Below are 21287 nucleotides of genomic sequence, written 5' to 3'. Positions count from 1 at the left end.
TGAAAAATTATAATATGAACTATGGACTACAGACCGCAAGAGATAGAAGCCAAATGGCAGAAGATATGGGAAGACATGAAGACCTTTGCATCAAAAGAGGAAGGAAACAAATCCTACGTGCTTGAGATGTTTCCCTATCCATCAGGCAGGATTCACATGGGGCATGTGAGAAATTACACCATTGGGGATGCTATTGCACGCTTTCTGAGGTTCAGGGGATATTCTGTCCTCCATCCCATGGGCTGGGATGCCTTTGGACTACCTGCAGAGAACGCCGCCATAAAGCATGGCTTTCATCCTGCAAACTGGACATACCAGAACATAGCCTACATGAAAAAGCAGCTCAAAAGCCTTGGCTTTTCCTACGACTGGAGCAGGGAAATCGCCACCTGCAGTCCTGAATATTATCGCTGGAACCAGTGGCTCTTTTTGAAGTTTTACGAGCATGGGCTCGCCTACAGAAAGTCTGCAGAGGTAAACTGGTGTCCCAACGATGAGACGGTGCTTGCTAACGAGCAGGTAGTTGATGGAAGGTGCTGGAGGTGTGGCACTCCCATAGTGAGAAGAGAGGTGCCCTCCTGGTATCTGAAGATTACCGCCTATGCGGAGAGGCTTTTAGAGGACCTAAAAGAGCTTGAGGGTAGGTGGCCCGAACGGGTGATAGCCCAGCAGAGGAACTGGATAGGAAGGTCTGAAGGAGCAGTGCTCAAGTTTTTCGTGGAAGACATCCCCATAGAGGTCTTTACCACAAGACCAGATACGGTTTTTGGTGCAACCTTTGTAGTGCTGGCTCCCGAACATCCTCTGACCCTTGAGCTGGCAAAGAAGTCTGAAGACTACCAGAGGGTGAGAGCCTTTGTGGAAAGGATGAAGCAGAAGTCCACCAGGGAGAGGGGAATTGAAGAAGAAAAGGAAGGTGTGCCACTGGGCGTGTATGCAACAAACCCGGCCACAGGGGAGAAAATACCCGTCTGGACCGCCAACTACGTGCTATACGAATACGGCACTGGCGCCATAATGTGTGTGCCAGCCCACGACCAGAGGGACTACGAGTTTGCGGTCAAATACGGACTACCAATCAGGCACGTGATAAAGCCCAGGGAAGGAGACCTCCCGGAAGGCAGAGCCTACGAAGAACCGGGAGTGCTCATAAACTCAGGACAGTTTACGGGCATGGACTCTCTGGACGCAAAGAAAGCCATCACCCAGTGGCTAAAAGAGAGGGGTCTTGGAGAATTCAGGATTACCTACAGGCTCAGAGACTGGAACATATCTCGTCAGAGATACTGGGGCACTCCCATACCCATAGTCTACTGCGAAAACTGTGGAACTGTGCCTGTGCCAGAAGACCAGCTTCCGGTGCTTCTGCCAGAAAGGGTGGAGATAACAGGACATGGGAACCCTCTTGAGAAGGTGCCAGAGTTTGTCAATACCATCTGCCCGAAGTGCGGAAGACCTGCAAGGAGAGAAACGGACACCATGGACACCTTCTTTGACTCAAGCTGGTATTTCCTCAGGTTCTGCGACCCAGTAAATTCAGAAAAGCCCTTCGCACCGGAGAAGGCCGAGTTCTGGATGCCTGTAGACCTCTACATTGGTGGTATAGAGCATGCGGTCCTTCACCTTCTTTACGCACGCTTTTTCCAGAAGTTTCTGTATGACCTTGGACTGGTAAAGGACAAAGAGCCTTTTCTTAGACTGGTCACTCAGGGCATGGTGCTGAAAAGGTGGGTGAGCGTGGAGAGGTTTCTTGAACATCTGAGCAGAAAATACGGCGTCGATTCCGCTGAAGACATTGAACTGGAAGAGCTTGTAAAACTCATAAAGATTGACATGGGTAAGGGTAACTTTCAGAGATGAAGCCCTGTGTATCCCTCCCTTTTAACAGAAGCCACAAGGAGAACAATTGAAGCAAAAAGGGCACATAGCTGAAAAGACCAGAAGCTCATGAACTTCAGATAAGCAAAAGGCGAACCCCCATACAGGAGTAGCAGACTTGAAAAATTATCCAGAAAGGAGAAAAGAAAAACAAAAAGGCCAAGCGTAATACTTTTTTTCCTGTCAACACCCGCAAAAGGTAGCAGATGAATCAGAGCAAGAGAGTAAAGGGCCATAGCCAGAATATGGGGGTAGAAAACCTTGAAAACACCCTCAAAGCTTTTGGGCTTTAGAAAAAGCTCCGGATTGCCCAAGAAGTAATCTCTTATTCCCTGAACTCCAAAACCCATCTTTGCGTGAAAGTTCACAAAGTTAGAAAGAATAAAAAAAATGGAAAAAAAGGAAAAAAGCAGGCTAAGGACTTTTAACATAGAGACCTTTGGAGGTTTCATGTTACCAAAAGATAGCTTCCATCCTGTGTATATCAGCATTATTGCTAGTAGAATTTGATAGAGCACAAAAAAGAAAAGCTTTAACCATACAACCCAGAAAGCATTCAGTAGTAATATTAAGAAGTCTACAGAAAGGTAAGAAAGAGCAGAAATACTGACCAGCAACACCAGAAGTCTTTTAAAAGCGCTGTTTGAATTAAAAAGGGAAAAGACAGAAGAAAGCGTCAGTATTATAAAGCCATGAAGAAACACACCCACATGGAAGTCTTCAGAAATCTGAGCTAGAGAAACCCTTTCAGGAAACTCAGGGTCCATGAAGAAGTATTTCACCAGGCTGTTGTAAGAAAAGCCATATTTGGAGTAAAAGTGAAGCCAGGAAGCCAGCCAGAAAAGAGTTGTAAAAAGGAGAAAAAAGATAACCGCATAGTATAGAGGTTTATTCCTTCTTATGTCTGCGGATACAAAAAATCTCACCTCTGCACTCCAAAAAGCACCTGCCAGAGGGCAAGCACCTTTCTGGCGTTGTCCGTTATGGCTCTGGCGGTCAGGGTTGCCCCAGTTATGTTGGGTATGTCCCTTCTAAGCCTTACGGGGTCTTTTGAGAGCTGTTTGCCTGCAAAGAGCCTGAGCCAGTTGTCTTCTGGCATGTATTCAAGAGGCTCATAAAAGGCGAGCACTTCCACCACATCAAGCTTGCCGTCGGGAGTAATCGTGTAGAGCACCACTTCGGGGTGGGTTCTGACCCTGTGCATGTCTACATAGCCGTAGGCTATTATCTGCCCGCCTTTTCTGACTATATACCAGGAGGCAAGCCTTGACTCCATCTTTGCGCCCGATATCTTCTGAACCTCCTCCACCTGCTCTCTGGTGAGAGTTATGTTTCTGACCTCTATCTGGGAGCCGGGGTATATCTGAGACAGTGCCTGCTCCGGTCTCCTGAACTCCTTTGCCCATAAAAGGTTTAAGAATAAGAGCACATGGATAAAAAAAAGCACAGAACTCACCAAAGCCATCTCAGCCTCCTGAACTTTCTCATAAATTCTATTCCATAAGCCATAACTTTAAAGACCTTGTTTTTACACTAAAAGCCCCTCCCCGCAGGGAGGGCACAACACAAGGAAGAGCCATCAGAACATAAAGCCGAGGGTGAGCCTGTATTCGTTCTCATCCTTTCTTGGAGAGCTGTAGTTGAGCCTTGCATAGTCTGCCTTTATGGCAACAAGTGGGTGGGGCTTGTAGGAGAGTCCGAGGTTGTAGACCTTCAGCTTATGACCGCTGGGCTTGAGGAAACCAGAGGGCACTTTGCTGTGGGTGTCAAAGTCCTCGTATATGCCAAAGACGTAGAGCTCCTGATTCTCTGGCCCAAATAGCCTGAAAAGGTCGTAGGCGACCTGCACATAAAAGCCCTTCTGCTCCTCTGGCATTATGTTGTTTCTGTTGGCACCGGTGTTGGGGTTTTGTATGTTGTTTCCAAAGAGATCTCTGGACATCTTCAGGGCATCATCAGTCTTTACTAAGGCCCCCACGAACCTTATGTCCCATCCCGCATGTTGCCACCAGAGGTGAGGTGAAAACATGGTCAGCGAGCCAACCTTTGAACCTCTTCTCAGACCCAGCTGAGAGTCTGAGCCACCCTTAGACTGAACATCTGCATAGACAAAGGAACCTCCCACTCTTAGGTTGAGGGGAAGGTTTATGTCAACTCTTCCAGTAAATCCAAGCCTGTCCGCAACCGCCCTTGCCCCCCTCTGTCTGACGGTTTTTAGGGGCTCGGTTACATCGTAGTCGCCACCACCTTTCAGCATAAGTCCGTTTATCACATAAAACCTGTAGTCTACTGGACCAACGGCTCCGTAAGCTCCAAGACCCATCTCTTCCCAGGTAGACATCATTATTCTTCTCTCAAAGAAAGGCCTTTCTGCGGAGGGGAATGTAGGAGACTCATGCACTTCGTTCACTATACCCACGGGCATGAGAAGAAGTCCTCCCCTGACCCCGAACTCAGGTCTGAACTGATAGTCCAGATATGCAAGCTCTGCCTTGAAGTATCCTCCACCAGTGCCATGTCCTGCCGAGGTTGATGCATGCTCCAGCTCAAGTTCAGAATTAAACTTCAGCTTCTCATCAAAGGCATAACCAAGGTAGAGGATTATCCTCTGCATGTTGGCTATGGACTTGGCTCCACCCCTTGCGTTCACATCGTTATGTCTGAAAACGAGCTCACCATAGCCACCTATGGAGACACCCCTTGGGTTGAAGTGCACCTTGGACGCCGCAGGACCAAGACCAGAGTAGGACTTAATCTCAAGTTTTGGCATGGCAATATCAAGCCTGAGCTGTCTTATCTCCTCCTTGAGGGCTTCAGTTTCCTTCTTTGTCTCTTCTGCCTTCTTCTGTTCTTCTTTGAGCTTCTGAACTTCCTGCTGGAGCATTCTTATCTGCTCCTCAAGCTGACGTATCCTGTCCTCCGCCGGCTGGGCAAAGACTGTGGTTGATAGTAGGGCAGTGGCTAAAAGAACTCGCTTCATGCCTGACCTCCTTACATAGAAATTGAAATTTTATCGCAAGATAGTATACAGAAAGTGAAACCCACTGTCAATATGATGGTTGTCAGCTTGAGTTAGCATACTTCTATGCATAGCTTCTTTTTCTCAAACCTTCAAACAAGCCTGCCAGATATGGTATCAAAAGAATCACGCTCAGAAGCCAGAAACCAGAGAGAGTATGGATCTGTCCCACATCATGGATAGTGCTGACCCTCTGCAGCAGTGCGCCCCTTACAGATGGCTCGTAGCTACCGGCTCCCGCACGGGAAGAAGGCACGACCGGTCTGCCAGTGCCGTAGCCTGCCATAGTGATGCCCTGGGATAGCCTTTCCTCTATTTGCTTAGAGGCTGAGGAGTTTTCTCTGAGCCACTTTTTTGTGCCCAAGTTGTATTTGTCCTGGAGATAGACCTCTCTGAATTCTTTCCAGATGGGGTCTCTTACCACCTGAGGTGCCACCACCTGCCAGCCGTAGAGGTTGTTAAGGGTGTTTAAAAGCTCGTTGACGCCCGAGTAGCCTTCTTTCATAAGGGCTTTTACGTATTCTGGGTTGAGGTATCGGGCTCTTACTTCCTGAAGGAGGAACTCCTCTGCGGTCTGCACCTTTGCGGTGCTTCTAAGGTTGGCTATAAGCACCTCTGGCTTTCTACCTGAGAGCACCTCCACTGTCAGAGCAAGACCCCCAAGATACTGGAAGGGGTCGTCGGTGGTGAGCATGCCATATAGGTTGGAGCTTCTTGAGAGAAGCACCGCATCCGTATCCTTGAGGTTTTCCTCAAAAAGCCCATGCACCTTCTGCGAGTGAAGTCCCTCGTCGTAGGCAAAGCCCATCCTGTGCAGGAAAAGCCCCGAAAGTTTTTTCTTATCCTTTGTCTGGAAGACCGCATCATCCAGCCCAGAGCCGTAAGCTCCGCTCTCGTTGGAAAAGCTCCTTATAGTGGCGAGCCTCTGAGCCTGCTCATGAGGGTAGCCCTTTTTAAGAAGCATCGCCATCAGTTTTTGTGTGTTCTGCCTTACGAAGTTCTCCTCTTCCTCAAGCTCTGCCACAAGCCTTACTGCCTGATTTATCAGGTTCATTAGGTTTGGAAAGTGGTCCCTGTATAGCCCCGTGGCAGATACCACCACGTCTATGCGCGGACGCCCGAGTTCTTTCTTAGGTATTATCTCAAGCCCTACCACCCTTCCACCATCATCCCACCTTGGTCTTACACCAAGGAGGTAAAGAACCTGAGCTTCCACCACACCAAGGTGTCTCATGGTTTCCACAGACCACAGAGTAAAGGCAACCTTCTGAGGATATCTTCCGTGCCTTTGGTGGTAGTCTATGAGCCACTGGTCTGTGATTTCCACCGCAGTTTTCCATGCCTGAGGTGTTGGCACACGCTGTGGGTCAAAGCCGTAGAGGTTTCTACCCGTAGGCAGGCTGTCGGGGTTTTTTATGGGGTCTCCACCAAAAGAGGCAGGTATGTATCTGCCCTCAAGGGCTGAAAAGAGAGATACAAGCTCCACGCCTGCGTCAAGCCTTCTGTAGAGGTCTATAACTGTCTCACAGTATGCGTCTGGAGAGCCTTCCATGCATTGAAGCACCTTTGCAAAGGCTTTGGAGCTCTTTATCTTGTCTACGGGTTGAGCCATAAACTCCTCATAGGGTTCCTTTTCCCACATTTTTATCCATTCCCTGCCCAGCATCTGCAGTATGGTGAGGGCAAGGAGTTCTGCGTCCTTTGTCTTGCCAAAGGTGTGAAGCCCCAGAGGCACATTCTGAGTGGCTATTTCGTGTATGTGGTTGTGGAGTTTTTCAGAGAAGCTCTCAAAATCTTTCAGTATCTGGGTGGTGTTTTTATAGCCCAGGTCTCTGGCTATGTTTGCCCTCATGGCTTTTTGAGCTATCTCCCGCCTTATGGTCTCTTTCAGTCTTCCCTCTGACTGGGCTTCCTTGTGAAGTAGCTGGTGAAGTTCTTCCAGCTCTCCGTAGGTGCCAGAGGGTGCAAAGGCTGGGGTCTGATAAGAGATGATAAGGGCTCTGCCCCTCCTTCGGGCGTTGAGGGCTTCTCCCACGTTGTCTACGATGTAAGGGTATATGACGGGCTTTGTGCCAAGGGTGAGGTAGGGGTAATCCCACAGGTCAAGGCCTCTCTCCTTGCCGGGCGTCCACTCCTGAGTGCCGTGGGTGCCAAAGTGCAATATTGCATGGCTGTTTTTCTGCAGGTAAAGGTAGAAGGCAAGATAGTAGTGAGAGGGTGGAATCTTTGTGCTGTGGTATATCTCTTTACTCCTTAGGTAATCCATGCCTCTGGGTGCAAGGGGCAGGAGCAAAAAGTTGCCCGATTTAAGCACAGGAATGGTGAAACATCCCTTCTTAAGGTATGGGTCCCTCTCCGGTCTTCCCCAGTAGCTCTCTATGTCCTTCCTGACCTTTTCTGGAAGGCTCTCATACCAGTTCAAGTATTCCTCAAGGCTCAGACAATCAAGAAGGTCTGTACTCACGGGCTTTGAATAGTAAAGCCCTATCATTTGGGTGAGCTTTGACTGCAGGTCTCTCTCTGAATAGGTTTCAACCCTGTAGCCCCTGTCCTTTGCGGTTTTCAGAAGTAGTTCAAGGCTTTTTATGACGTTCAGGTTGGAGGCAAGGATGTTCCTCTCTCCGGGCGGGTAGTTGTAGTAGACTATAGCTATTTTTTTCTGGGAGTTTTCAAGGCTCTGGAGGTCTCTCCAGGCTTTAGCTCTCTTTACCAGATTTTCCACCATATGGAGCAATGGCTCTTTGAGGGGTTGGTCTGCACCCACCACTGTGGGGTCGATAGCCCCCATATACTCTGGCAGTGTGAAGTGGAAGGGTATTGAGGTTACTGAAATGCCCTGGGGGTTCTTTTTCCAGTCTTCTTTTCTGCCCCTGTAGGTGATACCCTGAAGCACTGGAAGAGCCAGTTCTTCAAAGGCTTTCTTTTCTTCTTCGTATGCAAAATACATGAGCCTGAGGTTAACAACCACGGAAGGGAGTGGTCTTCCCTCTAAGATGAGTTTGTGAAGATGCCTTCTGAGCCCCTCAGTCTCTGGATAGTAGAAGCCCACCGCAGGCAGGCCCTCTCTTTCTGACTGAACTATGATGCTGTCTACAATGGCGGTGTTCTCCGCCACCAGGTCTGAGCGGTGAAAAAGCACGAGCAGTGGTTTTTCAAAGTCCTGAGGCAGATTTTCCATCACGCCCCTTGCAGGATGGTAAAAACCCACCGCAGGAAGCTCTCTGGGTGGCCCTGCAGGCAGACCTGCAAAAGCTTTGAACATGTTTTTAAAGTTTTCCCTGCCACCTGAACTGTAGTAGGGCAGGAGCTTGCTCAGAACCTGCGGGTCTCCTGCGGTTGGAGGGCTCAGAAACACCAACCTTTTGCCAGTTAGCTTTTCCTGAAGGGCTTTTCTTATCTCCTCAGGAGGCGTATCCACAAGGTAGATGTCTGCCTCTGGCAATTGCAGGCTTTTGAGGTCTTCCGCCCTCAGGTATACGCCCTGCACTTCAAGACCCACCTCCTGTGCACTCTGCAGGAGAAGGTGGAGTTTTCTGGGAGGGTTTGGAAAGCTCACCACGAGCACTAACTTCTGGGCAAAGCCAAAGCTCAGTAGAACCAGTAGTAGAAAAAGGAGCCTCATGGCTACTCCTCCGGCACGTAAACCAGCGTTCCATCGGGCAGGCGGTAAGTGGCACCCACTCTTACACCCCTTCCTTCTCCTATCTGCTGGCTCTTTACATACCTCTCCAGCTTCTGCCCTTTCTTTATGACCAGCTCCATGTTTTCCCTGCCGGGGTTTTTCACAAGCACATAATCTTCCTTTGTGAAGGGGTTGAAGGGACTGTTTACCAGCACCAGAAGAAGGGCGATAACGACCGCCAGAAAGGCGTCTATCATGTTTACCACCGAGAGCATGGGGTCTGTTTCTTCCTCAAGCCTCTCCAGTTCCTGAAGAAGGATATCTTTGAGGTTCATCTCTTCTCCTCCAGTCTCTTTATGTCCTCTAAAAGCCAGCGTCTTCGCACTGTGGAGGTGTAGTAGGTTATGCTGGCAGATATAAGAGAGAGGCTCACTGCCCCAAAGGCAAAAGAGAGCTTCCTGCCAAGCTCCTGCGTGTTGCCCTCCGCAAGGGCAAGAAGGGCCGGTCCAAGAGGTATAAGTGTTCCCACAAGCCCCAGAAGAGGGGCAATCCTTGAGACAAGCCTTGAAGGCTCCATAGCCTTCAGTCCTCTCAGGTAGAGCTCCTCTGGGGGGAGTTGTGTTGGATGATTTTTCCCCATTGCTCTCTTTATGGCCCTTGCAGTAAAGAGCCCAAGGTCAAAGAGCGAATACAGAAACATGAGCCCTATCGATGCGTAAACAGGGTATTGAAAAAGCATTACAACCTGATAGAAAACCTTCTCCATCAGTTATCCTCCTTGAGAGAAAACTGCACGGGCAAAAGCAGGTTAACTTTTCTTTCTGCAACCGGAAAGTTTCTGTGTGCCTTCTGGACTGCTCTAATTACCGCCTCGTCCAGAACTCGGTAGCCAGAGCTCTCCCTTAACTCAAGCCCGCATAGATTCCTGCCTTCAAGGCATATAAGCACCACCACCCTCCCCTCCCATCCCCTTAGCCTTGCCAGAGGTGGATACTCAAGATGGCTTTTCACAACAGACCTCACCACTCCAAAGTTCTGCCTGTGATAGAGCAGGTTGTAGTCTCCCTCTCCCACCCTCCCTGAACCCGATGGCTCGGCTCCTACCTCAGCTCCACCGCTCCCCACCTTACCATGGGCAACTGCACCCACCTGCGTCTCCTGTCTAGTGCTCTTATGGCCTTCTTCAGAGCTGGCGGATTTCTGTGGGGTCTTCTCATGGGCTTCTGCAGGTGTTGACTGCTCCTTTGCTTCAGCCTTGCTGAGGAGTTCCTCGGATGTGGGTGTTTTTTGAAGTTTTTCTTCTACCTGCTGTTGAAAACTATCGGCTTTAGCCGGTGTGTGTCCGCCTGTATCTCCCTTCGCCTTCTGACTTTGCCCTCTATGGGTTATGTTTCTTACCTCCTCGCCCAGGTTGTCATATTCAGGATGTTTAATATTGGGTGGAGTGTAATAAAGCTCCAGCTCTACCTGAGTTATCTGTGACGCGTCAAACCTCAGCATGAAGAAGATGAGGACAAAAGCAAGGCTGTTAAAGAAAAGGGAAAGTTGCAGAGCCCTTGTATCCAACCTCATGTCCTTCTCACCTGCAGGGAAACCCTCTGAAAGTTCATGCCCTTTAGAAGGTCAAGAAGGCTCACAAGAGACTGCACGGAAGCATCCCTGTCCGCCCCCACCACTATGTGCGTGTTCCTGTCGTAGTTTGAGAGCCTGTTCAGGAGAGTTTCTTTACTTATCCTTTCCCCCTTCCAGTATAAGTTTCCGTGCCTGTCCACATAGAGCTCAACGGGGCTCTCCACTGACCGCTTTTGATGCTCTGCAGAGGGCAGGTTCACAGGCAAAGACCCCACCGCCACAAAGCTGGCACCTATGAGGGCAATGGTCAAAAGCACCAGCATCACATCCACCAGAGGAATCACATTCATGTAGTCAATCTCCCTTTCTTGCATGCTTTTCCTCCCACTCGTAAAGCAGTTCCCTTGCCCTTCTTACAAGGTAGTTGTATAAAACCGTTGCCGGCACTGCCACCAGAAGCCCCAGCGCAGTGGCTTTCAGAGCCAGAGCAAGCCCCGTCATTATCTTGAGCGTGTCTCCCATACCCTCCTTTCCCATTATGTAGAAGGTTTGCATGATGCCCAGCACCGTGCCCATAAGCCCCACATAAGGAGCGTTGGATGCTACCGACGCAAGCACATAAAGACCCCTTGTAAGCTCTTTTTCCAGCCTTGCCCTTGTAGAAAAGTCTGACAGGTTTATCCTTTTGTAGAAAAAGAGCCTCTCAAAAAACACATACAGCCCCACAAGGCTCATAAGCCCCATAATACCCATAAACACATACTCCAGCCACATCAGAATGTACCCCTCAGGCCCGCATAGTAGAAACTTCCCAGTATGGGGAGGTCTCTGTCCTTTTTATTCCCCAGGTTATCCACACCACCATAAAGCTCAAGACCCTTCCAGAGCTTCTGGCTTGCAGACAGGTGCAGCAGGGTAAAGTCCTTCTCCTGAGTGGGCGTCCAGAGCAGGTCAGAGGTATGCTCAACGGCGAGGGATATGCGTGTTTTTTCTAATGGCCTGACGCTTACCTCTCCTACAAGCCTGTGTCTTGGTCTCTGAAGAAGCCTCTTGTCCTCTTCTTCATCTCTTGCCTCCAGGTAGGTATAGGACAACCTTCCGCCGAGCCAGTTTAAAGGAGCAAAAAAGCCCGAAAGCTCCACTCCCTTGAATTCAGCCTTTCCTACGTTCCTGTAAGTAAAGACCTGAGCGTTAGGCGGCGGAGATGGCACGTTCAGGGTTAATGGAGGGCAACCGGGTGTGTTTACAAGGCAAGTTTCTATGAGGTCCTTGGCCCTTGTGTAGAAGAGGTTTACCTTTAATGTTGCCTGTCTGCCAAAGTCCTTTTCCAGCCCAAGGTCTACACCATCGGTTTTCTCGCTCTTGAGGTTAGGGTTTCCTACAACCACATAACCCGGCTGGCTAAAGTATATAAAAAGGTCTCTGGGTGTGGGAGACTTAAAGCCGTGGGCATAGTTGGCTTTTAGCCTCAGGTCTGGAAGAAGGCTGTAGGTCAGTCCAACCCTTGGTGATAGGTCACTCTCAAACTTGTCGCTGTCGTCGTATCTAAGTCCAGCTACTAGGAAAAGCCTGTCGGATATAAACCATTCATCCTGCACATAGAGGGCATAGTAGTCTATATCTACCTTATACTTTGCCTGAGTTATGCCTTCCCTTGTTACCGTTCCCTTAAAGGAGCCCGACCTTATCCTGGTGGTTTCAAAGCTCTCTCTCCTGCCCTCACCACCCACCGTAAACCTGTGCCTTTCAAAAAGGTCCTTTGAAAGATAACCCTCTATCACATAGGTTCTTCTGTCCGCTATGTCAAACTGCAGAAGCCTGTTGTTATCTTCCCTCCTCTGCTCAAAATCCTTGTCATAGATAGAGGCATAACCCCTCAAAAAGAGCCTCCAGTCCCGTCGGTTGAGGTCAAGCCCCAGAGAAAGGTTCTGCCTTTTGTTATCGTTTATTGACCTTCTGTAGTGCGTGGTATGAAAGGTTGTGGTTATGTCCCTGTGCGTAAGGTAGTCGTAGTCAAACCTTAGCTTACTCTTTGCGCTCTTGTCAAGGTAGTAAAAGGCGCTTATACCAAAGCTCTTGAGGTCTCTGTCATCTGCAAGGGTTGTCCTGTTAGGAAGCCTGTAGGGTTCTGCCTGCGTAAGCCTTCCAAAAACTCCAAGGTTGAAGTTTCCAAACCTTCCCGTATAGGCATAAAAAGACAGGTTTTTCTCCTCCGGATTTCCGCCGGAGGAATACATGCCATACTTGGTGGAAAAGCTAAACTCTGGTTTTAGCGGTTCTCTAGTTATTATGTTTATCACACCACCCAGGGCATCCGTTCCGTAGAGAACACTCGCCGGACCCTTTACTATCTCCACCCTCTCAACCCTGTCCAGGGTAATCCTGTCTATTTCAAAGTCCCTGTCTACTTCACCGGTAAGCCTTCTACCATCTATCAAAACCAACACCTTGTCTGCGTCAAAACCCCTTATACTCAAAAAGCTCCTTCCCCTTGACCTGAGAGTAAATAGACTGCTGTCAAAGAGAAAAAGGTCTCTGAGGTTTTCTCTAACGCTGAACCTATGCAAGTCCTCTCTTTTGAGGGACTCTACTGGCTGGGGTGCCTGCTTCTTCTCAAGCTCCTGCCTTGTGGCGGATATGACAACATCCTCAAGTCTTTCCTCCTGGGCAAAGGTGGCAGTGCTCAGCACTGCAAGCAGTAAAAGTTTTCTCTTCATGTTCCTACCTCCTCACCATACCATGACCTTTGTCCTTGTATCCGCAAGCTCTGGAAAGATTACCTGAGGGTTTGCCCATTCAATACCCTCTCTAAGGCTTTTTACCCCCAGTTTTCCACCCCAGTAAGGGCACACATAGACCCTTCCACCCAACCGGACAATCTCAGAAAGCGTTTTTTCGTAAGGGACCTTACCTTTGTATTCCCTCTGGGCAAGCCTTACCGATGGACCCTCAAGCACTATGAAAACCTCATGACCTGAGCTGAGCAAGGACTTCGCCATGGTAAAGGCTGTCTCCGTCCTGTGATGGTTTTCCTCTGAAACAAACATTAAAACCTTCAGCCTTGGCAAACCCTCTGGTAGTCCTGTCTCATGGGAAAAAGAAACAAGTATGTAAAAAAGCATAAAAAACAAATACTTACTCATAAGACACCTCCTTTAAAAAGCGGGAGGCAAGGCAGAAAAGACCTCCCATGAGCAAGAGCCTGCATGTCAGTGATAGGCTTCAATCTGACCGGGCTTTCTGAGCATTTTGTTGACCTCGTCGTAATGCTCCAGCTCCTCTTTGAGCTTGTCTCTGACCCACTCCTCAAGCCTGTGGTCCTTGTCCTTTACCAGCTCCAAGAGGGACCTATACTCCTCAAAAGCTCTCAGTTCATGTTCAAGAGACTCTTTGAGAATCTCTTCAATCTCATGCCTGTAAGTCTCAAGAAGAGGACCAATACCCAGAGAGGGATGTCCGCCCAGGTAAGTGATTAGCTCCCCAGCTTCCCTAGCATGCTGTAGGGAGTCTTCCGCCTGCTTCTGAAGCCATTTGACTATAGGTATGCGGTTTACCCCGTAGACCATCAGGGCGTAGTGGGTGTATCGCACCACCCCCGCCAGCTCCAGCTCAAGGATGCGGTTGAGCTTCTCAAGGACTGCCTGTTTGTCCATATCTATACCTCCTAAAGTAATGTGGACAAAACAAGGAGTAGAAAAACCAGGTCAAAGGCTATAAGCCAGCCAAGTTCAGACCAGCCCATGTTCCCCATGGCTCACCTCATATGCAGATTGAGATTTTGTATCAACTATTATAATGGTATTAAAATCAAGTGTCAAGATGATTTTTCTCATGTTCCAGAAGCCTTCTGATTTCTTTCTCTAAGGCACACACTCCATGTGAATGGCAGAATATGCACCTCTCTCCTGCGTAGTCCTTTGCCAGCCTCACCATGTTATGCCCCACTATGCCAGTAAAGACTATGACCCAGTCCGCACACGCCAGAGCACTGTCAATGTTCTGTTGGGTTTCTTGGTTGATGAACTTAATCCTGACCCCATACCGTTTTGAGAGCTCCTTTACTCTGGACTTTAGCCTGTCGTGTCCTCCAAGCACAAGAAGCCTCATGACGCACCTCCTTTATTGATATTAGATATCAATTCTAACATAATCTTTCGGCGTATGCAATATGAGAAAACTCAGGTTAGAATTCTCTGCATGAAAGGAATAAAAACCCCATACCTTGCGGTGGATGCAATCCTGAGGCTCTGGGAAGGTGAGAAGTTCATGGGTATTGTTCTGATAGAAAGGCTCTACCCGCCTCATGGTCTCGCCCTTCCTGGAGGCTTTGTGGAGGTGGGAGAAAGAGTTGAAGAGGCTGTTCTGAGGGAGGTAAAAGAGGAGACAGGACTTGAGGCAAGCATAAAGAAGCTTCTTGGCGTATATTCTGACCCCGAGAGGGACCCGAGATTTCATGTGGTCTCTCTGGTTTTTGTATGCGATGCAGAAGGTGAGCCGAAAGCTGGGGACGATGCAAAGAAAGTGAGAGTTTACAAGCTTGAGGAACTGCCCTTTGACCTGTTGGTCTTTGACCACAAGAGGATACTGTTGGATTATATGAAAGGTTAATGTGCTAAAATTTATAAAACACTTACCCTCGGAGGAGTTTTATGACCAAGGAGTTTGAGATAGGTATAAACCTGCTTAAAAGGGTTCAGAAGGAGCTGGAGGAGCTTTCTCAGGCTCAGGACAGGCTTGAAGCAAGAAGGATAGTTAACACAATAGTTAACCCTGTCACCGCTTCAGCATACCAGATTAGAGTGGGTGAGGGCCCCTACAGGGAGGAGCTCCTTGAAAGCCTTCTCAAGCTTGTTAAAGATATGAGGGAATTATCCGATATGAATGGTATGAAGGAAACCATAAAGAGGTTGCTCCAGCTGGTGAGAGAGGTGGAAGAAGCGACAGCGGAAAAGAAAGAAGGCTAAAAATGGAAGGTATAACGGTAAGGAGCCTTTTTAAGAAAAAACAGGATGGTAAAAAGATAGTTATGGTATCCACCTACGACTACATTTCTGCAAGACTCTGCGAACAGGCTGGTATAGACTGCATACTGGTTGGCGATTCTCTGGGTATGGTTTTTCAGGGACATGAAACCACACTGCCTGTGACCCTTGAAGATATCATATATCACACAAAAGCAGTGAGGAGGGGAACAAAGAAGGCTTTTGTAATAGCGGACATGCCCTTTATGAGCTATCAGGTAAGCCTTGAAGAAGCTATAAAAAACTGCGGAAGAGTTATAAAAGAAACTGGTGCAAACGCCGTGAAAATTGAGGGGGGTGAAGAGGTAGCAGAGCTGGTTTACAGGCTTGTCCACATGGGCATACCCGTGGTGGGGCACGTTGGCTTTACCCCTCAGAGTGTGCATGCCCTTGGCGGCTACAGGGTTGTGGGTAAAGCAGAGGAGGAGGCACAGAGAGTTAAAAGAGATTTTAGAGCGCTTGAAGAAGCCGGAGCCTTTATGGTGGTGCTTGAAAGCATACCCAAGGGACTTACGAAGGAGATAACAGAGAAATCAAGAGCTATAACCATCGGTATAGGTGCAGGACCTTACTGTGATGGGCAGGTCCTCGTTTTCCATGACCTTGTGGGCTTGGTGGAGGAAATAAAGCCAAAGTTTGTAAAGAGGTATCTGGAGGGTGCACAGCTCTTCAGAGAAGCTCTCATAAGGTTCAGGAAGGAAGTGGAAGAGGTGCTTTTCCCTTCCGAGGAGGAGAGCTATGGATGAGGCAAAACTCCTTGAACTCCTGGTAAAACTTGGATACATAAGTAGAGATAAGGCGATAGAGGCTCAGAAAGAGAAGGGGAAGGATGAGGATATAATAAGCACACTCTTGAGACTTGGTTTCATTGATGATGTCCGGCTTATAGATTTTTATCAGAAATACATGCCCCAGAGACTCTGGAGGGGAAGCATTGAAGGCGCAGAGTTTCCCGAAGGATTAAAGGAAAAACTGCCGGAGAGCTTACTGAGAAAGCATGCCATAGCACCCATAAAGTATGAGGATGGGAAGCTTTACGTTCTGACGATAAATCCCTTTAATCAAACCGCCATAAACGAGCTCAGGTTCAAGACAAAAATAAACACCATAGTGCCCTTTGTTTCCACAAAAAAGTCCATAGAAGACCTCCTGAACAAGCTTTATCCTGCTGTGGACAGGATTGTGGAAAGCTTTGACATGGGGGAGGAAGTAGAGATAGAGGAGGAGGAAATGGAGCTCTCTCCTGAGGCACTGGCTGCAGAGGCGGGTGAGGGGCCCATAGTCAGGCTGGCGAACTTTCTGATAGCGGAGGCTGTGAACCTGGGAGCTTCAGACATACACATAGAACCCCAGGAGAAAAAGCTCGTGGTAAGATACAGGGTTGACGGTGTTCTGAGAATATACCATGAGTTCCCTATAAGGATAAAAGACTCAGTGGTGGCAAGGTTCAAGATTATGTCAAACCTTGATATAGCAGAAAAGAGAAGGCCTCAGGACGGAAGGATAAGAACGAGATTTAAGGGTAAAAAGATAGACCTGAGATTTTCCACCGTGCCCACAGTTTATGGAGAGAAGGTCGTCATGAGAATTCAGGAAGCAGAAAGGTACCTGAGCGTAAAACTTGATGAGCTTGGCTTTGAACCAGATGACCTTGAAAAGTTCAGAAAAGCCATATGGACCCCATGGGGAATGATACTGGTAACAGGACCTACAGGCTCTGGTAAGACAACAACACTTTATGCAGCACTTATGGAGCGCAATAGCCCTGATGTGAACATAATGACAGTGGAGGACCCTGTGGAGGTTTCCATACCGGGTCTAAACCAGGTTCAGGTGAATGAGAAGATAGGTGTCAGTTTTGCCGGCGTGCTGAGGGCCTTTCTCAGACAGGACCCGGACATAATACTAATAGGTGAGATAAGGGATATGGAAACTGCAGAAATCGGTATAAGGGCTGCTCTTACTGGACATCTTGTTTTCTCAACCCTTCATACAAACGATGCCCCCTCCGCAGTGACAAGGCTCGTAGATATGGGCATAGAGCCCTTCCTTGTAGGCTCTTCACTTATCCTTATAACTGCCCAGAGGCTTGTAAGAAAACTGTGTCCAAGGTGCAGGCTCGTTGACGACACGCCAAGGGAGGCACTTCTCAGACTTGGGGTTATAAAGAGTATTGACGAAAACATAACCATATACAGGTCTAATCCAAAGGGCTGTGATTACTGCAATGGCTCTGGTTACAGGGGGAGGACCGCAGTGCATGAGATTTTAGAGGTAGACGAAGAGATGAGAAAGCTCATCGTAAAGGGAGCCACTGCAGAAGATATAAGAGACCTTGCACGCAAGAAGGGTATGAGAACCCTTTATGAAGCCGGTCTGATAAAGGTCAGAAAAGGCATAACATCCATCGCAGAAGTGGAAAGGGTTCTTGCAAAATAGGCAGAAAGTTTTATAATTAAAAATTCCATGAAGACTGAGTCCATCAGGCATGACAGGGAACTGGATATAAGGGGAGATGTCTGTCCCTTTACCTTTGTGAAAAGCAAGCTGGTTCTTGAGCAGATGGAAGCGGGTCAGGTGCTCAGAGTAATAGTGGACTACAAGCCCTCGGCGGAGAGCGTCCCCAAAAGCATGAAAGAGGAAGGTCAGGAAGTGCTGGGAGTAAACCAGATTTCAGAGAACACCTGGGAGATATTCATAAAAAAGACACGATGAAATTCCTCCTTATCGTTACCAGCAATCCCTTCGCAAAGGACTACAACACTATCATAAATCTCACAAAAGAGCTGACAAAGAGGGGTGAGGTTGCCATATTCTTTTCTGGCAACGGTGCCTATTACACTATAAGACCTGAAACCAAAGAACTCAAAGAAATGGGAGTCCGGCTTCTATACTGTGCCCATTCTGCACACCAGAGGGGTATAGAGAAGGCTCTTGATTTTTTTGAAAGCAGTTCAACCTACAACCTTTCCAGGTTCATAGGTGAATACGATAAGGTGATAAACTTTAACTGAAATGAAAGTAGCCTTAGTGATAAAGGGAGACCCCTTTTCTTGGAAGTGTCATGAAGCTTTTAGAATAGCCATGGCTCTGGGTATAAGCTGTGATGTAAACCTTATAATGATAAAGGACGGTGTGTTCGCCCTGAGCAGGTGGTATCCGGAAGAGTTGGGCATTCAGGGTTTTGACAGGCTTCTGGAAAACATGGGCTACGTGAGGGTGAAACTATACGCAGAGGACGCCTCTCTTGAGGAGAGAGGGCTAAAGCCAGAGGACCTTATCTGCAAGGTTGAGGTAAAAAGCATAGAAGAGCTAAGGGACATAATCGCAGACTCGGAGGCGGTGCTGGTATGGTAAAGACCCTGTGGCTTGTAAGAAAGCTTGGAGACTTCAGCTCTGACCTTGTGGGGGAGGAAGATGTGGTCATATTAATACAGGACGGCGTTTTGAGGTTTCCTACAAAGAAGGGCTGGTATGCGTGCAGAGAGGATGCGCAGGCGAGGGGCATAAAAATCCCTGAAAACCTTACAAAAAGCTATGAAGAAATAGCGGAGCTAATAGTAAAATCTGAAAGGGTGGTGGTCTGGTAATGAAATGGCAGATATCAAAAACCTTCAGGTTTGAAGCAGGCCACAGGGTATGGAAGCAGAACCTCACCTGTGGAAGAGGTGCAGAGCTCACCCTTGGCAAAGAGGTGCCGGTGAACAAGTGCGTAAACCTGCACGGACACAGCTATGTGCTTGAAGTAACCCTTGGCTCAGACAGGCTTTCGGAGCAGGACATGGTTATGGACTTCTACCACGTAAAGAACGCCCTCAAAGACCTTATAGATACAGTAGACCACAGCTTCATCATAGACAGGAACGACCCCATGTATGAAGAGCTGAGGACTGTAGCTGAGAAATACGGAGCGATGAAGATATTCCCCGTCAACTTCTGCCCCACTGCAGAGGCTCTTGCTAAATTTTTCTACGACTACCTTGTGGAAAAGCTCTCAGAGGTTGGTCTTCTGGGTGACGTGAAGGTGGTGAAGGTGGTCCTCTGGGAGACCGCCACCTCAAAAGCAGAATACTGGGGTGAATGAATTTAAAACTTGCCCTGCCAGGCGGAAGGATACTTAGAGTAAAAGCCAACTTTCCCTATGAAGGTAGCCCCATAGGCTACAGGGTTCTCCTTCAGGGGAAGACTGCCATCATTGTGGGCTTAGCCAGGGAAGGGCAGGAAGTGCCCCTTGAGTTTCCCGACAGTGTTCCGATGACCACAGAAAAGCACATAAAGGCAGTGGTAGAAACTGCAGGTCATTATGGTCTTAACCCATGGCTCCTTCTGCATAAACTTCTACCATCAGCCCTTGACTGGAGGGAAGAAGAGTATGTGGTTCTCTCCGAAAAGCCTCACAGGTTCCTTGATAGAAAAAGTCTTGAAATCCTTGCATGGGTGGGTAAAAGGAAGAAGGTAAAGGAAGAAAATCTCAGAAAGCGGTTCGGGGATGGTCCCGTAAGGCATTTGATGGAACTTGGTTTTTTGATAAAAATGAGGGAGTGGAAGGCTCCAGAGCTCAGTGAGAAAATCTACAGACTTTCTCTTCCCATTGAGGAAGCCATACAGAGGCTCAGGGCGCTGAAGAGAGGAGAGGATGCAATCAGGCTACTCTATTTTTTGCTTGAAAGAGGGTATGCAAGCGAGGAGGATTTGAAGGACAAGGGATTCAAAACCGGGCAAATCAGGGCTCTAATTAAAAAAGGCCTGGTGGTGGAAGTGGATGAAGAACTTCCTCAGATAAGCTTTAAACCCACAAAACTCAGACAGGAGATAAAAACTATACTGAAACCACTGGGAAGAAAGACTTTACTGATGGGTAGCTGGCAGGGCATAAGTGAAAGACTTTTTGAGGAGCTTCAGGCTATTGCAGAAAAAAAGAGCTCTGTTCTCCTTTTCTGCGACCATCTTGAGATGCTGAAATGTCTCTACGAGGAGCTGTATCCAGTCTTGGGAGACAGGCTTGTTCTGCTTAGCTCACTGCAGAAGGAGAGGGAATTTGTAAGAAACTGGTTCAGAGTTGGCGAAGAGGATGGTCTTGTGGTGCTTGGAAGCAGGCTTGCTCTTCTCTCCCCAATAAGGAATCTGAAGCTCCTTGTTCTTCTTGGAGATAGGGCTTCAAAGCTACAGGACGGGACTAATCTGAGACACCTTCTCTTTGAACTTGCTCGCTACTATGGCGCAGGTTTCTGCATTGCAAGCCCTCTTCCACCTGTAAGCCTGTGTCTTAGAGAGGGCTGGGAGAGGGAGGTTTTCACTCCCACTGCGGAAGTGCTCGTGGTAAAGAGAAAGCCTGAGGAGGTTCTGGCTACAGACACTGTAAGGCTTCTGAAAGATTGTGCTGGTGAAGAGAGTCTTATCCTTGTAAATAAGGTGGGCTATGCCTACGCCTATTGCAGGGTGTGTGGTTACGTGCTGGAGTGCCCGCAGTGCGGAAGCTTTTTAACTCTGAGCAAGGATGGTAATGTGGTTTTCTGCAACTCCTGCGGATACAGAAGCGTTGCCCTCTGTCCCGAATGTGGTGGGAATCTCTCTGAGCTAGGCTTTGGAATAGAAAAGGCCATGGAGGAGGTAGACAGATGGATTGGGAAATCAGGGCACATGCACTTCAACACCCTTCCAGAGCTGGGCAAAATTTACGACAACGTGTTTATACTGCATGCGGACAACATACTCTCCGTCCCATGGTATGACTCCACGGAGCAGTATTTTTCCTATGTCTGGAAGGCTCTCTGTATAAGCAGGAAAAGGCTTGTGGTGCAGACGGTCATGGAATACAACCCACTTTTAGAGTATCTCAGGGCAAGGGACTGGGAGGGCTTTTGCAAAGAGGAGCTCCACAGAAGAAAAGAAGAAAACCTTCCGCCCTTCAGCAGGCTCATAAAACTTCAGCTCAGCAGAGAGCCAGACCTGAGCCATCTTCCAGTGGAAGTGAGCAGAAAAAAACTCCAGAAGGTGACGGAGCTTCTCATAAAGGTCGACAGCAGAAACTTCAGCTCCCTTCTTAAGTATCTGAGGTCTCTCAGACCCACAAACCTTCAGGTGTTATAATTTTAGCTCTGAGGGGACGTAGCTCAGTGGGAGAGCGCCTGCATCGCAAGCAGGAGGTCGGGGGTTCAACTCCCCTCGTCTCCAT

The 21287-nt window shown here is 48.4% G+C and carries 24 protein-coding genes and 1 tRNA gene; 12 read left to right on the top strand and 13 right to left on the bottom strand.

Annotated elements, in window-relative coordinates:
- The first annotated feature begins 21 nt into the window (after positions 1-21).
- Positions 22-1860 (top strand): leucine--tRNA ligase, encoded by a 1839-nt coding sequence (gene leuS, locus ACKRDP_RS00790; RefSeq protein WP_409152850.1) that lies wholly within the window; start codon positions 22-24, stop codon positions 1858-1860.
- Here the strand turns inward: leuS and ACKRDP_RS00785 are convergent.
- The 13 genes from ACKRDP_RS00785 to ACKRDP_RS00725 form a co-directional block, all read right to left on the bottom strand.
- On the bottom strand, positions 1851-2804 hold the full coding sequence (locus tag ACKRDP_RS00785) for a hypothetical protein (protein WP_409152849.1): 954 nt from the start codon (positions 2802-2804) through the stop codon (positions 1851-1853). The genes leuS and ACKRDP_RS00785 overlap by 10 nt on opposite strands.
- Complete coding sequence (locus ACKRDP_RS00780) at positions 2801-3343, bottom strand: FMN-binding protein (RefSeq protein ID WP_409152848.1); 543 nt, start codon at positions 3341-3343, stop codon at positions 2801-2803. Before ACKRDP_RS00780 ends, ACKRDP_RS00785 begins: the two co-directional genes overlap by 4 nt.
- Positions 3344-3457: 114 nt before the next feature.
- Positions 3458-4858, bottom strand: a complete 1401-nt coding sequence (locus ACKRDP_RS00775) for a DUF3373 domain-containing protein (RefSeq protein ID WP_409152847.1) — start codon at positions 4856-4858, stop codon at positions 3458-3460.
- 103 nt (positions 4859-4961) lie between these two features.
- The gene (locus ACKRDP_RS00770) at positions 4962-8519 is read right to left on the bottom strand and encodes a cobaltochelatase subunit CobN (RefSeq protein WP_409152846.1); all 3558 of its coding nucleotides are present in this window, start codon (positions 8517-8519) and stop codon (positions 4962-4964) included.
- Between the two features lie 2 nt (positions 8520-8521).
- Positions 8522-8854 carry a DUF2149 domain-containing protein gene (locus ACKRDP_RS00765; RefSeq protein ID WP_409152845.1) on the bottom strand — a complete coding sequence of 111 codons (333 nt, stop codon included), beginning with the start codon at positions 8852-8854 and terminating at the stop codon, positions 8522-8524.
- Positions 8851-9285, bottom strand: a complete 435-nt coding sequence (locus ACKRDP_RS00760; RefSeq protein ID WP_409152844.1) for a MotA/TolQ/ExbB proton channel family protein — start codon at positions 9283-9285, stop codon at positions 8851-8853. The genes ACKRDP_RS00765 and ACKRDP_RS00760 overlap by 4 nt, the downstream gene beginning before the upstream one ends.
- Positions 9285-10091 carry an energy transducer TonB gene (locus ACKRDP_RS00755; protein ID WP_409152843.1) on the bottom strand — a complete coding sequence of 269 codons (807 nt, stop codon included), beginning with the start codon at positions 10089-10091 and terminating at the stop codon, positions 9285-9287. Before ACKRDP_RS00755 ends, ACKRDP_RS00760 begins: the two co-directional genes overlap by 1 nt.
- Positions 10088-10465, bottom strand: coding sequence for an ExbD/TolR family protein (locus ACKRDP_RS00750; RefSeq protein ID WP_409152842.1), 378 nt, complete (start codon positions 10463-10465; stop codon positions 10088-10090). The genes ACKRDP_RS00755 and ACKRDP_RS00750 overlap by 4 nt, the downstream gene beginning before the upstream one ends.
- The gene (exbB, locus tag ACKRDP_RS00745; RefSeq protein ID WP_409152841.1) at positions 10446-10865 is read right to left on the bottom strand and encodes a TonB-system energizer ExbB; all 420 of its coding nucleotides are present in this window, start codon (positions 10863-10865) and stop codon (positions 10446-10448) included. The genes ACKRDP_RS00750 and exbB overlap by 20 nt, the downstream gene beginning before the upstream one ends.
- On the bottom strand, positions 10865-12808 hold the full coding sequence (locus ACKRDP_RS00740) for a TonB-dependent receptor plug domain-containing protein (protein ID WP_409152840.1): 1944 nt from the start codon (positions 12806-12808) through the stop codon (positions 10865-10867). The genes exbB and ACKRDP_RS00740 overlap by 1 nt, the downstream gene beginning before the upstream one ends.
- Before the next feature lie 12 nt (positions 12809-12820).
- Positions 12821-13234, bottom strand: a complete 414-nt coding sequence (locus tag ACKRDP_RS00735; RefSeq protein ID WP_409152839.1) for a DsrE family protein — start codon at positions 13232-13234, stop codon at positions 12821-12823.
- A gap of 66 nt (positions 13235-13300) precedes the next feature.
- Positions 13301-13744, bottom strand: coding sequence for a ferritin-like domain-containing protein (locus tag ACKRDP_RS00730; RefSeq protein ID WP_409152838.1), 444 nt, complete (start codon positions 13742-13744; stop codon positions 13301-13303).
- A 154-nt stretch (positions 13745-13898) separates the two neighbouring features.
- Complete coding sequence (locus ACKRDP_RS00725; protein ID WP_409152837.1) at positions 13899-14198, bottom strand: DUF2325 domain-containing protein; 300 nt, start codon at positions 14196-14198, stop codon at positions 13899-13901.
- A gap of 90 nt (positions 14199-14288) precedes the next feature.
- On the opposite strand from ACKRDP_RS00725, the gene ACKRDP_RS00720 reads away from it, so the two are divergent.
- The 11 genes from ACKRDP_RS00720 to ACKRDP_RS00670 all read left to right on the top strand — a co-directional run bounded on the left by ACKRDP_RS00720 (position 14289) and on the right by ACKRDP_RS00670 (position 21286).
- Positions 14289-14699, top strand: coding sequence for an NUDIX domain-containing protein (locus ACKRDP_RS00720; protein ID WP_409152836.1), 411 nt, complete (start codon positions 14289-14291; stop codon positions 14697-14699).
- A 41-nt stretch (positions 14700-14740) separates the two neighbouring features.
- Positions 14741-15055, top strand: coding sequence for a hypothetical protein (locus ACKRDP_RS00715; RefSeq protein WP_409152835.1), 315 nt, complete (start codon positions 14741-14743; stop codon positions 15053-15055).
- Between the two features lie 2 nt (positions 15056-15057).
- Positions 15058-15858: a 3-methyl-2-oxobutanoate hydroxymethyltransferase gene (gene panB / locus ACKRDP_RS00710; protein WP_409152834.1), complete on the top strand. Its 801-nt coding sequence runs from the start codon at positions 15058-15060 to the stop codon at positions 15856-15858.
- Entirely contained in the window at positions 15851-17551 is a 1701-nt protein-coding gene (locus tag ACKRDP_RS00705; protein ID WP_409152833.1) for a GspE/PulE family protein, read from the top strand. Before panB ends, ACKRDP_RS00705 begins: the two co-directional genes overlap by 8 nt.
- 27 nt (positions 17552-17578) lie before the next feature.
- The gene (locus ACKRDP_RS00700) at positions 17579-17827 is read left to right on the top strand and encodes a sulfurtransferase TusA family protein (RefSeq protein ID WP_409152832.1); all 249 of its coding nucleotides are present in this window, start codon (positions 17579-17581) and stop codon (positions 17825-17827) included.
- The gene (locus ACKRDP_RS00695) at positions 17824-18126 is read left to right on the top strand and encodes a DsrE family protein (RefSeq protein WP_409152830.1); all 303 of its coding nucleotides are present in this window, start codon (positions 17824-17826) and stop codon (positions 18124-18126) included. The genes ACKRDP_RS00700 and ACKRDP_RS00695 overlap by 4 nt, the downstream gene beginning before the upstream one ends.
- Before the next feature lies 1 nt (position 18127).
- A complete protein-coding gene (locus ACKRDP_RS00690; RefSeq protein ID WP_409152829.1) occupies positions 18128-18469 on the top strand; it encodes a DsrE family protein in 342 nt (113 codons plus the stop codon).
- A complete protein-coding gene (locus ACKRDP_RS00685; protein WP_409152827.1) occupies positions 18463-18702 on the top strand; it encodes a sulfurtransferase TusB in 240 nt (79 codons plus the stop codon). Before ACKRDP_RS00690 ends, ACKRDP_RS00685 begins: the two co-directional genes overlap by 7 nt.
- Complete coding sequence (locus ACKRDP_RS00680) at positions 18702-19196, top strand: 6-carboxytetrahydropterin synthase (RefSeq protein ID WP_409152825.1); 495 nt, start codon at positions 18702-18704, stop codon at positions 19194-19196. Before ACKRDP_RS00685 ends, ACKRDP_RS00680 begins: the two co-directional genes overlap by 1 nt.
- Positions 19193-21202: a primosomal protein N' gene (locus tag ACKRDP_RS00675; protein WP_409152823.1), complete on the top strand. Its 2010-nt coding sequence runs from the start codon at positions 19193-19195 to the stop codon at positions 21200-21202. The genes ACKRDP_RS00680 and ACKRDP_RS00675 overlap by 4 nt, the downstream gene beginning before the upstream one ends.
- 12 nt (positions 21203-21214) lie before the next feature.
- Positions 21215-21286 (top strand) — tRNA-Ala (locus tag ACKRDP_RS00670).
- Position 21287: the final 1 nt, after the last annotated feature.

Source organism: Pampinifervens navoyensis (assembly GCF_046159715.1).
Classification (GTDB): Bacteria; Aquificota; Aquificia; order Aquificales; family Aquificaceae; genus Pampinifervens.
Note: the sequence above shows the minus strand (reverse complement) of the source record. Positions and strands in the feature narration are given on the sequence as shown.